This window comes from Pelagibacterium sp. H642 (genome assembly GCF_031202855.1).
Classification (GTDB): Bacteria; Pseudomonadota; Alphaproteobacteria; order Rhizobiales; family Devosiaceae; genus Pelagibacterium.
This window is the reverse complement of record NZ_CP101829.1, coordinates 2,973,635-2,988,335: the sequence shown is the minus strand read 5'-3', so window position 1 is coordinate 2,988,335 and position 14,701 is coordinate 2,973,635. Positions and strand designations below refer to the sequence as shown.

The 14,701-nt window shown below is 60.9% G+C and carries 14 protein-coding genes; 7 read left to right on the top strand and 7 right to left on the bottom strand.

All coding sequences use genetic code 11. The features are described 5' to 3' along the window. Positions 1–18 precede the first annotated feature (18 nt). Positions 19–828, bottom strand: a complete 810-nt coding sequence (locus tag NO934_RS14660) for an RNA methyltransferase (RefSeq protein ID WP_309160709.1) — start codon at positions 826–828, stop codon at positions 19–21. A gap of 93 nt (positions 829–921) precedes the next feature. Here NO934_RS14660 and NO934_RS14655 point away from each other — a divergent pair, with 93 nt between their 5' ends. The 6 genes from NO934_RS14655 to NO934_RS14630 all read left to right on the top strand — a co-directional run bounded on the left by NO934_RS14655 (position 922) and on the right by NO934_RS14630 (position 5,328). Continuing rightward, positions 922–1,353, top strand: a complete 432-nt coding sequence (locus NO934_RS14655) for a GFA family protein (protein ID WP_309160708.1) — start codon at positions 922–924, stop codon at positions 1,351–1,353. A gap of 4 nt (positions 1,354–1,357) precedes the next feature. Continuing rightward, positions 1,358–1,693: a TfoX/Sxy family protein gene (locus NO934_RS14650; RefSeq protein WP_309160707.1), complete on the top strand. Its 336-nt coding sequence runs from the start codon at positions 1,358–1,360 to the stop codon at positions 1,691–1,693. Positions 1,694–1,770: 77 nt separating this feature from the next. Next, a complete protein-coding gene (locus NO934_RS14645; protein WP_309160706.1) occupies positions 1,771–2,985 on the top strand; it encodes an NADP-dependent isocitrate dehydrogenase in 1,215 nt (404 codons plus the stop codon). A 673-nt stretch (positions 2,986–3,658) separates the two neighbouring features. Then, positions 3,659–4,345: an outer membrane protein transport protein gene (locus NO934_RS14640; RefSeq protein ID WP_309160705.1), complete on the top strand. Its 687-nt coding sequence runs from the start codon at positions 3,659–3,661 to the stop codon at positions 4,343–4,345. A 129-nt stretch (positions 4,346–4,474) separates the two neighbouring features. Next, positions 4,475–4,900, top strand: a complete 426-nt coding sequence (locus NO934_RS14635; protein WP_309160704.1) for an NAD-dependent epimerase/dehydratase family protein — start codon at positions 4,475–4,477, stop codon at positions 4,898–4,900. Continuing rightward, the gene (locus tag NO934_RS14630; RefSeq protein ID WP_309160703.1) at positions 4,825–5,328 is read left to right on the top strand and encodes a hypothetical protein; all 504 of its coding nucleotides are present in this window, start codon (positions 4,825–4,827) and stop codon (positions 5,326–5,328) included. The genes NO934_RS14635 and NO934_RS14630 overlap by 76 nt, the downstream gene beginning before the upstream one ends. Positions 5,329–5,369: 41 nt before the next feature. Here the strand turns inward: NO934_RS14630 and alaS are convergent, their stop codons facing one another. Both alaS and recA read right to left on the bottom strand, forming a co-directional pair. Next, complete coding sequence (gene alaS, locus NO934_RS14625) at positions 5,370–8,033, bottom strand: alanine--tRNA ligase (protein ID WP_309160702.1); 2,664 nt, start codon at positions 8,031–8,033, stop codon at positions 5,370–5,372. 267 nt (positions 8,034–8,300) lie between these two features. Next, positions 8,301–9,371, bottom strand: a complete 1,071-nt coding sequence (gene recA, locus NO934_RS14620; protein WP_309160701.1) for a recombinase RecA — start codon at positions 9,369–9,371, stop codon at positions 8,301–8,303. 184 nt (positions 9,372–9,555) lie between these two features. Between recA and NO934_RS14615 the strand changes: the two genes are divergently transcribed. Next, entirely contained in the window at positions 9,556–9,726 is a 171-nt protein-coding gene (locus tag NO934_RS14615; RefSeq protein ID WP_309163791.1) for a hypothetical protein, read from the top strand. Here the strand turns inward: NO934_RS14615 and cckA are convergent. The 4 genes from cckA to fliQ form a co-directional block, all read right to left on the bottom strand. Then, positions 9,723–12,269, bottom strand: coding sequence for a cell cycle histidine kinase CckA (cckA, locus tag NO934_RS14610; RefSeq protein WP_309160700.1), 2,547 nt, complete (start codon positions 12,267–12,269; stop codon positions 9,723–9,725). The genes NO934_RS14615 and cckA overlap by 4 nt on opposite strands. Positions 12,270–12,472: 203 nt before the next feature. Further along, positions 12,473–13,558, bottom strand: coding sequence for a flagellar biosynthesis protein FlhB (flhB, locus tag NO934_RS14605; RefSeq protein ID WP_309160699.1), 1,086 nt, complete (start codon positions 13,556–13,558; stop codon positions 12,473–12,475). 3 nt (positions 13,559–13,561) lie between these two features. Then, positions 13,562–14,323: a flagellar biosynthetic protein FliR gene (gene fliR, locus NO934_RS14600; RefSeq protein WP_309160698.1), complete on the bottom strand. Its 762-nt coding sequence runs from the start codon at positions 14,321–14,323 to the stop codon at positions 13,562–13,564. 6 nt (positions 14,324–14,329) lie between these two features. After that, positions 14,330–14,596: a flagellar biosynthesis protein FliQ gene (gene fliQ / locus NO934_RS14595; protein WP_309160697.1), complete on the bottom strand. Its 267-nt coding sequence runs from the start codon at positions 14,594–14,596 to the stop codon at positions 14,330–14,332. Positions 14,597–14,701 lie beyond the last annotated feature (105 nt).

Genomic DNA, 14,701 nt, shown 5'->3' with positions numbered 1-14,701 from the left:
CCGCTGCAACCGTGCGGACTATTGTAGATCCGGTTCGTCGCTCGGCTGGTTACGCGTCGGATTGGCCCGTTCGTGCCGCCGATCCAGCGCCGCCACGATACCGCGCAGCGTCCGCACCTCCTGGGCATTGAACCCGGCGCGCGCGAACATCGAGCGGATATTGTTCATTACGCCCGGACGCTTATCCGGCGTCTTAAAGAAACCGGCCCGATCCAGCGCTTCACCCAATTGTTCGGTGAGGCCCACCAATTGTTCGCGCGGCGCGGGCTCGCCCTCTTCGCCGGCAAAGGGCAGCGGTTCATCGGAAAGGGCAGCCCGCCGCCATTCATAGGCAAGCACCAGCACGGCCTGGGCGATATTGAGCGATGCGAAAGCCGGTTCGACCGGCAGGGTAACGATGGCATCCGACAGTGCCACCTCGTCATTGTTGAGCCCCCAGCGCTCACGCCCGAACAGAATTCCCGCCTTGTGACCCGCCCCGATATGCGCCGACAGCCGGTTCGCCGCTTCGTCGGGCCCGATCACCGGCTTGAACATCTCCCGGCTGCGCGCCGTCGTGGCATAAACCAGATGCAGATCCGCCATCGCCTCGGCGAGGGTATCGAACACCTGCGTGCGCTCGATCACGTGATCGGCCTTGGATGCCGCGGCGACGGCTTTTTCATTGGGCCAGCCATCGCGCGGGTTGACCAGCCGCAGGTCCCAAAGCCCGAAATTGGCCATGGCCCGTGCCGCCGCGCCGATATTCTCGCCCAGTTGCGGTTCGACGAGAATGATCGCGGGTGTGGGGCGGAAAACGAATTCCCTGCTGGTGTCGGTACCGGCCATGATCCCATTCCAAATAGGTTTGCCGCCCGCTTACGCGCGACCCGCCGACAAATCAAGATTGCCTGCCGCCCCGTGCCGTGCCAGCCTCTCGCCATGACACGCCTATCGCTCGATGAAACCGCGACTTGTGCATGCGGCGCCGTGGCCATGACCGTCGCCGGTCCAGTACTATCGATGCTCGCCTGCTCGTGCCGCGATTGCCGCAAAGCATCGGGCACCGGTCACTCGACGGTTGTACTGGTACCATCCGAAGCCGTGACGATCTCCGGCGAAGTGAAGGGCCACTCCCGCATTGCCGCCTCGGGTTCCGAAATCACCCGCTCCTTCTGTCCCAATTGCGGCACGCCGCTCTTTGCACGCACCGCCCGTGCACCAAAGCTGATCCTGCTGCCCGCGGGACTTTTCGACGATCCCGCATGGTTCGCGCCCACCCAGGCGATCTTTTCGCGCAGCCATCTCGATTGGGACATGTTCGACCCGGCTTTGCCCCGCTACGACACCTATCGCGACGCCAACGGGTTTTGAAACCATGAGTGAAGCTTCCGATACCCTGGCTGACCGCATCCGCGAGCATTTCGCGCCCCTGCCGGGCCTCGCCGAAAAGAAGATGTTCGGCGGCAGCGCCTTCATGCTGGATGGTAACATGGTGGTCGCCGTGATGAAGGAGGGTGCGCTTATCGCCCGCGTTGGCAAGGATGGCTATGAGGCCGCCCTCGCCCGCCCCGGCTGCACGCCGATGATCATGGGCGAAAAGACGATGTCCGGGTTTGTCGCCGTGGATGGCGAGGTGATCGAGGACGACGCGGCGCTCGTCGCCTGGCTCAACGAATGCCTCGCCTTCGCCTCCAGCCTGCCGCCGAAATAGACCTCTCGGACAGCTTTGCGCTTTGTGCGGCCAATGCTATAGGGGCGCGAGCGAAAAGCACCACCGAGGAGACGTTAATGAGCAAGATCAAAGTCGAAAACCCCGTCGTCGAGCTCGACGGCGACGAGATGACAAGGATCATCTGGCAGGCCATCAAGGACAAGCTGATCCATCCCTATCTCGACATCGATCTTGAATATTACGATCTCTCGGTCGAAAATCGCGACGCCACCGACGATCAGGTGACCATCGATTCCGCCAACGCCATCAAAAAGCACGGCGTCGGCGTCAAGTGCGCCACCATCACCCCCGATGAAGCCCGCGTCGAAGAGTTCGGGCTGAAGAAGATGTGGAAGTCCCCCAACGGGACCATCCGCAATATTCTTGGCGGCGTGATCTTCCGCGAGCCCATCATCTGCAAGAACGTGCCCCGCCTCGTTCCCGGCTGGACCCAGCCGATCATCGTCGGCCGTCACGCCTTCGGCGACCAGTACCGCGCCACCGACTTCAAATTTCCCGGCAAGGGCAAGCTGACCATTAAGTTCGTGGGCGAGGACGGGTCCGAGATCGAGCATGAAGTGTTCCAGGCCCCTGGCGCCGGCATCGCCATGGCCATGTACAATCTCGACGATTCCATCCGCGATTTCGCCCGCGCGTCGATGAACTACGCCCTCAATCGCGGCGTCCCCTGCTACCTCTCGACCAAGAACACCATCCTCAAGGTCTATGACGGGCGCTTCAAGGACATCTTCCAGGAGATCTACGACACCGAGTTCAAGGAGCAGTTCGAAGCCAAGAAGATCTGGTACGAACACCGCCTGATCGATGACATGGTTGCCGCTGCCCTCAAGTGGTCGGGCGGTTATGTCTGGGCCGCCAAGAATTATGATGGCGACGTGCAGTCCGATACCGTCGCGCAAGGGTTCGGCTCGCTTGGCCTGATGACTTCGGTGCTGATGACCCCTGATGGCAAGACCGTCGAGGCAGAAGCCGCGCATGGCACGGTGACCCGTCACTACCGCCAGCACCAGCAGGGCAAGGAAACCTCCACCAACTCCACCGCCTCGATCTTCGCATGGACCCGTGGCCTGGCGCACCGCGCCAAGCTCGATGGCAATGACGAGCTCGCCAAATTCGCAGCAACGCTCGAGAAGGTGACCGTCGACACGATCGAGGAAGGCAAGATGACCAAGGACCTCGCCCTTCTCGTGGGTCCAGACCAGCCCTGGCTCTCCACCATGGGCTTCCTGGACGCCATCGACCAGAACCTGCAAAAGGCCATGGGCCAGTAGCGGTTCTCACCGGAACCGAAAAGGCGGCGTCCTCCGGGGCGCCGCCTTTTTTCATGCCGTATCCAGCCTGTTGCAGTTGCGCTTCACTGTCACATTTTCGTCGTTATTGGACGCGGCACGGATTGACCGCAGGCGCGAATACGGTGATCGTTGACGCAAACGTCAATAGCCCTCCTCAAAGGTGAGGCATGGCTGGCGACGCGAGCGCTGGAGGAGCGCTCCGAACACAATGGAGGAGGATAATCTATGACGCTTAAGCGCACCCGCGTCTTCACCATTGCCGCATTGGCGGCAATGGCGACATCGTCGGCCCATGCCGGCGGTCTCGAAGCCAATGGCTACAACTGGGATTTCATTTTCGATCCCGATACGTACGCAACTGAAGCGACGATCACTAACGTCAATATTACCCATGAAATCAGCGCGCCGGGCTTTGACGAAGCTGCCCACTCGGCAGATCGAATTCACTACAATGTGGGTTTTAAGGCAGACCTCGTCGACAACACGTCGTGCCTCGTTTCAGTTCAGAACCCATGGGGATCAGGGACAGACAGAGATCCGACATATGCCGCGGCCTCGGGCCAAGCCATCAGCGAACGCATTTCCTCTATCGATACGGGTCTAACCTGCGCCTATGGCTTTGATGCAATGGGGGGCGTGTTCAGCGTAATCGGTGGCGTCTCTCCAGCAGCTCGAATACGATGCAACCGTTTTTCTCCCCACAGGTCCCTCCGACCTCGACATCTCCGGCAATGGCTTCGGCTGGCGTGCCGGTGTCGCCTACGAAATGGAAGAAATCGCCCTTCGGATCAGCGCCATCTATAATGCTCCGGTCGAATATGATTTGGACGGCGACGCTTTCGGCGGCACGATATTCACCGGCGACGCAACGGCTAATGTCACGACCCCTCAATCGTTCGAACTACGCGGCCAGACCGGCATCGCTCCTGGCTGGCTCGCGTTGGCATCTGTCAAATGGGTGGATTGGTCTATTGTCGACCGCTTAGAGGTAGATATCGATGGACCTATCCCGCAAATCGGTACGGACCTTGAATACCGTGACGGATGGACAGTGACCGGGGGAGTGGGACATCAGCTCACTGAGGAATTCACTGTACTCGGCAGCCTGACCTGGGATCGCGGTACCTCGCAAGTTCGGGATGACGGCGTCTTGGCCGCCGGCACTCAAACCGACCGCTGGGGTGTCTCCCTGGGAGGGGCGTATACTCTCTCGGAAGCGGCCGAACTATCGGGCGGCGTTTCCTATTCGATTACCGAAGACGGCACCAACGCTCGTGGCGAGTCCTGGGATCAGGGCAGCGTCTTCGCCATCAGCGCCAGCCTCAAAGCTTCGTTCTGATTCCTCCCTGAACGAAGCGGAAGTGGCCCCTCTTTTGGGGCCATTTTCTTTTGTGCCCGTCGTTTCTCCTGACGGAACCTGACATCGCTGGCGGTTATTCCGGCGCTATAGGAACCAAGGAGAATCGCCTTGAACATCATTATCGGAGGAACGGGGCAAGTCGGCTCCGCAACGGCGCGAGCATTGCTGCGATATGGCGAGCCTGCCACCATCATATCGCGGAATACCGCTCACGCCGCGGCGCTGAAAGCCGGAGGTGCGACTCTCGCTGAGGCGGATATTCGCGACGTGATCTGTTCGGCAGCGCCACCCGCGCCTTTCTGCTCAACCCGCCTGCCGATCCGGCGACCGACACCGACGCCGAAGAACGCGCCAACATCGCCGCGATCGCCGAAGCGCTCCAAGGCGCCGCGCTTGAAAAGATCGTCCTCGCCTCCACTTATGGCGCTCGGCCCGGCGAGCGGTGCGGCGACCTCACGGTGCTCTATGAATTCGAGCAGCTCATCACAGCATTGCCTATTCCCGTCGCCATCAATCGTGGCGCGTATTACATGAGCAACTGGATCGGGATGCTCGATGCGGTGCGCGAGAGCAGAACGTTACCCAGCTTCTTTCCTGCCGATCTCGCCATTCCCATGGTTGCGCCGGACGATCTCGGCGCCGCTGCCGCGCGCCGCCTGCTGACCCCGGCAACAGACGTCGGCATCATCCATGTCGAAGGGCCCCAACGCTATACCTCGCGCGACGTCGCCGCCGCGTTCGCGGAAGTCCTCGGCATCGCCGTCAACGTGGAGGAAATTCCACGAAAAAATTGGGAGCGGACCTTTCTGGGATTTGGCTTTTCTGAACCCGCGGCCAACTCTTACGCGTGCATGACGGCAACAGTAATCGATGAGGCGTCGGACCAGCCCACCGATTACGAGCGCGGGCCGACGAGGTTGCAGGAGTATATTTCTGCCAACTTCCAATCCCAGCGCACGTGATAATCCCCGCGCGCTGGCGCTTACCCGCGTCTGTGCTACCGTTAGGTGGAGAGCTGCGCCTTGATCGCGTCCACTGCGGCATGCGCCTGGGCACCATCGGGACCGCCGGCCTGGGCCATATCCGGCCGGCCACCGCCGCCCTGCCCACCCAGCGCGGCAGAACCCACGCGTACCAGATCAACGGCGCTGTAGCGCGCCACGAGGTCATCGCTCACCCCGACCGCTATACCCGCCTTGCCGTCTTCGGTGGTTCCTACGATCACGACGACACCTGACCCAAGCTGCTTTTTACCCTGATCGACGAGGCCGCGCAGATCCTTGGGCTGCAACCCTTCGACCACGCGCCCCATGAAGGTCACGCCGTTGACGGTTTCGCCTGCCGCCCCGTTTGCAGCAGCGCCGCCGCCCATCGCCAGCTTCTGGCGCGCCTCGGCGAGTTGCCGCTCAAGCGCGCGGCGCTCCTCAACCAGCGCCTCGACCCGCGCCGCCGCGTCGCGCGGCGAAACTTTGAGAGAGGCGGCGATCACCTTGAGCTGATCGTCCTGGGCGTTGAGGTAAGCGCGCGCGCCATCGGCAGTCAGTGCCTCGACACGCCGCACGCCGCCGGCAACCGAACTTTCGCCAACAATCTTGACCAGCCCGATATCGCCGGTGCGCCGCACATGCGTGCCGCCGCACAACTCCATCGAATACGTCTTGCCCGCTTTTTCGCCTTCAAGTGCCGTGCCCATGGACACGACACGCACCTCGTCGCCGTACTTTTCGCCGAACAGCGCCATCGCCCCGGCCTCGACGGCATCTTCAACCGCCATAAGGCGGGTCTCGACAGGCGCGTTCTGCAGCACGATCGCGTTGGCCAGGCGTTCGACCTCGGCGATTTCAGCCTCACTCATCGGCTTGGTATGCGAAAAATCGAAACGCAGGCGATCGGGCGACACCAAGGACCCCTTTTGGGCGACATGTGTGCCCAGCACCTCGCGCAGCGCCTCGTGCAGCAGATGCGTGGCCGAGTGGTTGGCACGGATGGACGAGCGCCGGCCGTGATCGACCTTGAGCGTCAGGGCGTCGCCGACCGCCACGGATCCATTCTCGACTTTGACCCGATGGGCGAAAACCCCACCGGCCTGCTTGGTGGTATCGAGCACTACAATACGTGCGCCGTCCTCGCTCAGCATCGCGCCGGTATCGCCGACCTGACCGCCGCTCTCCCCGTAGAACGGGGTCTGGTTGAGAACGATGAAACCCTCTTCACCGGCATTGAGCGTATCGACCCGCGCACCATCCTTGACCAGGGCCAGAATCGCGCCGTCGCTTTCCTCGGTTTCGTAGCCGAGAAATTCGGTCGCCCCGGCCTTGTCGGCCACCGCAAACCAGACGGCGCTCGTCGCCGCATCTCCCGAACCCGACCAGCTCTTGCGCGCCTCTTCCTTCTGGCGGGCCATCGCCAGGTCGAACCCGGCCTGATCGACCGAAACGCCTCGCAGGCGCAGTGCGTCCTGGGTCAGATCAAGCGGGAAGCCATAGGTGTCATAGAGCTTGAACGCGGTCTCGCCTGCAAGCGTATCGCCTTGGCTCAGCCCAGCGGTCTCATCTTCAAGAATCTGAAGTCCGCGACTCAAGGTTTTGAGGAAGCGTTCTTCTTCCAGGCGGATGGTCTCGGAGATCATCGCCTCACCCTGAACGAGGTCGGGATAGGCCTGTCCCATTTCGCGCACCAGCGCCGGAACGAGTTTATAGATCGTGGGATTGTTGGTGCCCAACAGGGTGGCGTGCCGCATGGCGCGGCGCATGATACGCCGCAGCACATAGCCGCGCCCTTCATTGGCCGGCAGGACGCCGTCGGCGATCAAGAACGACATGGACCGCAAATGGTCGGCGATCACGCGATAAGAGGCAACCGTCTCGGCGGTCGGCGCCTTGCCGACGGCGGACGCCGTCGCATCAATGACGTGCCGGAACATGTCGGTTTCAAAGACGCTTTCAACACCTTGCAGGATGGAGGCCATGCGCTCCAGTCCCATGCCCGTATCGATAGACGGGTTGGGCAGCGGCTCCTGGGTTCCGTCGCCGAACTGTTCGTACTGCATGAACACCAGGTTCCAGAACTCGAGGAAGCGATCGCCATCTTCTTCCGGGCTGCCCGGAGGACCGCCCCAGATGTGCTCGCCGCGATCGATAAAGATTTCTGAGCAAGGACCGCACGGACCAGTGTCGCCCATCGTCCAGAAATTGTCCGATGTTGGAATGCGGATGATCTTGTCGTCGGAAAAGCCGGCAATCTTCTTCCAATATTCGGCTGCCTCGTCATCGGTATGATAGACGGTAACCAGCAGCTTGTCCTTGGGCAGGCCGAACTCCTTGGTCACAAGGTTCCAGGCCAGTTCGATCGCCTGTTCCTTGAAGTAATCTCCGAACGAGAAGTTGCCCAACATCTCGAAAAAGGTGAGATGCCGTGCCGTGAACCCTACATTGTCCAGGTCGTTGTGCTTGCCCCCGGCGCGCACGCACTTCTGCGAGGTGGTCGCGCGGCTGTAGGGGCGTTTTTCAAGACCGGTGAAGACGTTCTTGAACTGCACCATGCCGGCATTGGTGAACATCAGCGTCGGATCGTTGCGCGGCACCAGCGGGCTCGAGGCGACCTTCTCGTGACCATTCTTGGCAAAGAAGTCGAGGAAGGTCGAACGAATGTCGTTTACGCTTGTCATGATCGAGCCCGGAACCTGTCTGCGGCAGAACGCGCCACACCGAATTATTCTTCTATGCGCGCCGGATAGAAGGGGTCTCAACCTTCGCTGCCGGCCCGAAAACCTGAGCAAGCCTAATAACGCGTGCACTAAGCAAGCGCAATGCGAACAGGCGTCCACCCAAACAAGAAAAGGCGCCGGTTGCCCGGCGCCAGGGAGGTCATTTCCAAAGGTAGAGTCGGAACCGCTCGATTTCAACCGCTCGATGATTCCGAATTCCTGCCGATATCAGTCGTCGCTACCGCCGCCATCCTCGCCGGCGGTAATCAGTTCCGCAGCCAAAAGGCCCGCACTCTCGCGCACCCCGTTCTCGATCTGGTTGGCGATCTCGGGATTATCCTTGAGGAACTGGCGCGCATTCTCGCGCCCCTGGCCGAGCCTCTGACTGTCATAAGAAAACCAGGCACCCGATTTTTCAACGATCCCGGTCTTGACCCCGAGGTCGAGCAACTCGCCGGTCTTGGAGATGCCTTCGCCATACATGATGTCGAACTCGACCTGACGGAACGGGGGAGCCAGCTTATTCTTAACCACCTTGACCCGGGTCTGGTTGCCCACGACCTCCTCACGATCCTTGATCGAACCGATACGGCGGATATCCAGGCGAACCGAGGAATAGAACTTGAGCGCATTCCCCCCGGTTGTGGTCTCAGGCGAACCGAACATCACGCCGATTTTCATGCGGATTTGGTTGATGAAGATAACCATCGCCTTCGACTTGGAAATCGAAGCGGTCAGCTTGCGCATCGCCTGGCTCATCAGGCGCGCCTGCAGCCCCGGCAGGGAATCGCCCATCTCGCCCTCAAGTTCGGCGCGCGGCGTGAGCGCGGCAACCGAGTCGACGACCAGAACGTCGATGGCGCCCGAGCGCACCAGCGTATCGGCGATTTCCAGTGCCTGTTCACCAGCATCAGGCTGGGAGATTAGGAGATCATCGACGTTGACGCCCAGCTTGCGCGCATAAACAGGATCAAGAGCATGTTCGGCGTCTACGAACGCGCAAATGCCGCCAGCCCGCTGCGCCTCGGCCACCACATGCAGCGCCAGGGTCGTTTTACCCGAGCTTTCCGGCCCGAACACTTCAACGATGCGCCCGCGCGGCAAACCACCGATGCCCAGCGCGATATCGAGCCCGAGCGAGCCGGTGGAGATCGATTCGACATTGACCGAGGTGTTCTCCCCCAGCCGCATGATCGAACCCTTGCCGAAATTGCGCTCGATCTGGCCCAGTGCCGCCTCGAGCGCCTTGTTCTTGTCCATCGAACCCCCGTCTACAACGCGAAGCTGTGAAACTGCCATTTCTCGCTCTCCTTATTCCACCAAAGCCCCGCCCGTGCAACGCGGCCGACATCGATTTCCATGCTTGATTTGTTCTCATTTTGTTTCAGTTGTGTCAAGGGACAAAATAAGAACATTATACTTGGGGGGAACATCTCAGCCGCGTCGGCGGTTTGCTTCGTCAAAGCCGTGGAAAGGATCGAGGATGAATATGGGAACTGGCATTGCATTGGGCGTCGCCATCGGCGCTGCCATCGGCATAGCGCTCGACAATCTTGCTCTAGGCATCGGCATTGGCGTCGCCATCGGAGCCGGCCTCGGCGCGTCCTTCACGGCAACGAACGGAGAAGCCGACGAGCCTGAGGACAAATCCTAGTCGTCCCGGGACTCCCGCTTGCCTGAAAGCACTTCCTTGACCTTGGAATTTATCTGGTCAAGCGTATAGGGCTTGGGCAAAAACTCCACGCTCCTGTCGTCTTCCAGGCCCTGCCGCACGCTTTCCTCGGCATAGCCGGAAACAAAGATCACCTTGAGCTCCGGATAGCGCTTGCGCACCTCGGTAAGCAGCGTCGGCCCGTCCATTTCCGGCATCACCACGTCGGAAATGATGAGATCGAGTTCGCCATTGACCTCCTCGATCACCTCCAGGGCCTCCTCGCCCGATCCCGCTTCGAACACCTCATAGCCGGTCGTGGAAAGAGCCCGTGCCGAGAACATGCGCACGCTTTCCTCGTCCTCGACCAACAAGATGCGTTCGTTGCCGGTGAGATCCTTGACGGGCGCAGCCGCGGCCTTGGCCACTTCTTCCTTTTCGATCGGAATGTGACGCGGCAGGAAGATGCGGAACGTCGTTCCGACCCCCACTTCGGATTCGGGATAGATATAGCCGCCGGTCTGCTTGATAATGCCATAGACCATCGAAAGGCCCAGCCCGGTGCCCTTGCCCAGTTCCTTGGTGGAAAAGAACGGCTCGAAGATCTTTTCCATGATTTCCGGCGTCATGCCCGTGCCGGTATCGGCCACTTCGATCAGTACGTAGTCGGCGGGTACAAAGCCCGGGTAAGTCAGCGTCTCGGCCTCGGCCACATCCACATTGCGCGTTCTGAGGGTAATCTGTCCGCCCTCGGGCATTGCGTCGCGAGCGTTGACCGCAAGGTTGATGATCACTTGCTCGAGTTGAACGAGATCGGCGCGGATCGGCCAAACCTCACGCCCATGCTCGACATCAAGCGTCACCTTTTCGCCGATGAGCCGCTTCAACAGCACCGTGAGGTCGTCGATATGCTGGGGCACTTCGAGCACCTGCGGGCGCAGTGTCTGCCGCCGCGAGAAGGCGAGGAGCTGCCGCACCAGCCCAGCGGCGCGATTGGCGCTCTGCTTGATCGACATGATGTCCGAGAACGACGGATCGGAGGGCTTGTGCTTCAAAAGCAGCAGGTCCGAAAATCCGATGATGGCGGTCAGGACGTTGTTGAAATCGTGCGCCACCCCGCCGGCGAGCTGGCCCACGGCCTGCATTTTCATGCCCTGCGCGAACTGCTCTTCAAGCTGACGCTGCTCGGTCATGTCGAGGGCATAAAGGATTGCCGCCTCGTCGCTCTCCCCGCCCTGCTCGACCCCGGAAATAAACATCCGCACACTGCGCGCCTTTTCACCCGGAATGGTCGCATCCACGGGCGCGATTTCCGATTTATGCGCCCGCGCATCGGACAGTGCCGCCGCCAGCTTTTCGCGATTGTCCGTATCGATGAGGGTCGCGACTTCGAGCCCTTCGATGCCCCGCTCACCCGAAGTCAGGCCGAAAATCCGCGTGAACGGCGCGTTGGTGCGCACCACCCTGCCGCTGGCATCGAGCGCCGCGATGGCGATGGGAGTATTGTTGAAGAACCGCGAGAACCGCACTTCGGCCGCCCTCAACGCTTCCTCGCCATCGACGCCCCGCGAGCGGTCGAGCACAAGAGTGCGCGTTTCGCCCAACTCGCCTTCCGCCAGCCGCGCCGCGCGATGCAGCAGCCGCACGGGCAGATTTGTACCGTCCTGGCGTACCAGATCGAGGTCGATGATCTCGGTCCTCACCGCCCCGTCCTGCCCGCCGCCCATCAGCAGGCCGGCGCCGTCTCCGTGGACGATCTCTCCCAAATCGAGATCGCCGGCTTCGAAAGCGGCAAGGTCATAGCCCAACCAGTCGGCAAGGGTCGAGTTGATATACTGAATGCGTCCGCGCGCGTTTGCGGAAAAGAACCCGGCCGGGGCATGGTCGAGATAGTCGATCGCCTTTTGCAGCTCGACGTAGAAGTTCTCCTGCGCCTCGCGATCGCGGGTGATGTCCTCGACGGTCCAGATCACCGATTTCCCTGGCGCGCCATCGTAGTCGGGCAGCGCGCGTACCGTCACCCGAAACCAGTGCGCCGCAGATTGCCCGCGGGCGATGCGGATATCTTCAACGATCGATCGTCCGTCCCGTGCCGCCCGCGACAGGCGGTAAACCGCTTCGCTCGCCTCGGGTTGGCTGGCGAAAAGCCGCGGCACGCCCACCGGAATGCCCTTGGAAATTCCCTTCGAGAGCTCCGAATATTGGGCATTGGCGTAAAATATCTTGCCCTCTCTGTCGGTTACGACCGCCCCATAGGGCAAGCTGTCGACTATGGCCCGCGCCAGGGTACGTTTTTCGGAGCCGCCCACGAACCGGAACAGCCCGGCCGCCAGTGCGAACAGCGAGAAGACGCCGATCACTGCGAGAATGCCGAGCAACAGCACGATCATCTCGGGCGAGATGGTTTCTCCCATAAAGGAAAACGCCACAGCGATCGCAATGAAACACAGTGAAAGGATGACCACACGCCAAAAGGCCGCGTTCGAGGATGGCCGCGCCACCACGGGCTCGGGATAGCTGTCCTCGTCCATCCGGGCCATCGCCATCTCTTCTGTTCCTCGTCTCAAACGCTCACCCAGCGAATCGGGCTTCTATTGGTAGCAAACGCGCCTTTGGCTTGGGTAGTGCGGATTAACCTCGTATTAACAATCCAGGTTGAATTCGCGCCAAATGCTGCACGGGATTCGGGGAATAAATCCGGGATTCAGCAACCTTGCCCGGCAAAGCAGCGCCTACGTTTGACCCTGCATCATTCTCCGCTCTTCCACCCCGAGCGCTGTTTCAGCCGCATCACATAGCCAATGATCTGCGCCACCGCCTTGAAATGTTCGGCCGGAATGGTCTCCCCTACCTCCGCACCGGCATAGAGCGCCCGCGCCAGCGGCGGGTTCTCGACGATGGGGATATCGTGATCCTTGGCCAGCCCACGGATGCGTAGGGCAATCGAATCCACCCCTTTGGCCACCACCTGTGGCGCGGCCATCTCGCGATCATATTTGAGCGCCACGGCAAAGTGGGTGGGGTTGGTCACCACGACGGTCGCCTCGGGCACGGCGGCCATCATGCGCTTGCGGCTACGCTCGAGCCGGATCTGGCGGATGCGGCCCTTGAGCTGCGGATCGCCCTCCATCTGTTTATACTCGTCGCGGACTTCCTTGACCGTCATCATCTGCCGCTGCCACCATTTGTGGCGCATGTAGAGATAATCGAGCATCGCCACCACGGTGATGGCGATCAGCGTGGCGATGAAGATCTTGATCCCGATCTCCTGGAACAGCTCCAGCATCACGATCGGGTCGGCGGTCATGATGGTCGATAGACGGTCCCTGTCGGGCCAGACCACCATCACCATGATGGTGGAGAACACGACGAGCTTGAACAGACCCTTGGCGAAATTGACCAGCCCTTCGGTGGAAAATAGCCGTTTGAAGCCGGCGAGCGGCGATATCTTGGACAGTTTGGGCTTGAGGTTTTCCGCCGAGAATACCATCCGGTGCTGCACCATGTTGCCGATCACGCCGCACAGCGCCAGAAGCATCATCGGCACCAGCAGCGCGCCGAGCAGCGTGGTCGTCGCACCGTAGATGAACTGGTTGAACCCTGGACCGCCCACCTCATAGAGATCGGCCCGTGCCAGATATTCGCTCAGCGTCGAAAGGATCGATCCGCTGGTCATCGGCGCGACGAACGCAAAGACCAGCGCCGAACCGAGCACCATGAACCAGGTCGTCACCTCCTGGCTTTTGACCACGTCGCCCTTTTTGTGCGCGTCTTCGAGACGTTTCTGGGAAGGGTCTTCCGTCTTTTCGCTCTGTTCCGGTTTGTCGTCGCTCATGGACTACCCCAGAAACTGCGCGAAATGATCTTCGAGGTGGCCGATATAGAGCGTCATGGTGAGGCTCAGGAGCAGCGCGAAGATGATCAACCCGATGATGATGTTGGCCGGCATGGCCATGAAGAACACCTGGATCTGCGGCATCAGCCGCCCCAGGATGCCGAGGCCCAGATAGAACACCAGCCCGAACACCAGCAGCGGCGCACTCATCTGAATACCGATGACGAAGGACTGCGCGATGATCCGCACGGCCATCTCCGCCGCATCGCCCAGCATCAGCGGCGCATCGGGCGGGAAATAAGCGTAGCTGGCATAAACCCCGGCCAGCAGCATGTGGTGAAGGTCGGTGGCAAAGATCAGCGTCACACCGAGCATGGCGAGAAAATTGCCAACCACCGCGCCCTGTACACCCGCCTGGGTCGGATCGGTCGTCTGCGCCATGGATAGGCCCATCTGGAAGGCGATCACCGCCCCCGCCACCTGGGCAGCCGAAAGGATCAGCCGGATCAGCCCGCCAAGGATGAAGCCCACGGCAAGCTCATGGCCTACCGCGGCGGCCAGTCCGGCCACCGTTTCGGGCACACCACCCAGTTGCGGCGCGACGAGCGGATAGAGGATGACGGCAAAGGCCAGCGCGAAGGTCAACCGCATCCGCGCCGGAATGGTTTGCTCGCCTAGCGCCGGCAGCAGCATCAGAATGGTCCCGAGCCGCGCAAAGATCAGGAAGAAATAATAGGCGATCTCGGGATTCAGACTGACCGTCATGGCCCGTTAAAAGCCCATGATGATCATATCGACGATCTCGTTCATATAGGCCGCCATCGTCGCCCCCATGAACGGCAGCGTCAAAAGCATGGTGACGAAGATCGCGATGATCTTGGGCACGAACACCAGCGTCATTTCCTGGATCTGGGTCAGCGCCTGGAACAGCGCGATGATCACGCCGATCACCAGCCCCACGATCATCATGGGTGCCGAAATGATGATCAGCGTCCAGATGCCGGACGTAGCAATGTCGAGCGTCTCTGCCCCTGTCATCTCGGCCCCACGCGATTCGTTAACGAGAGTTTACATCATACATGCGCGTGATGAGCAGTTTGGCTCAGATCGAGCCGAAAATGGTATTCGTCGAGAACCGGAGCG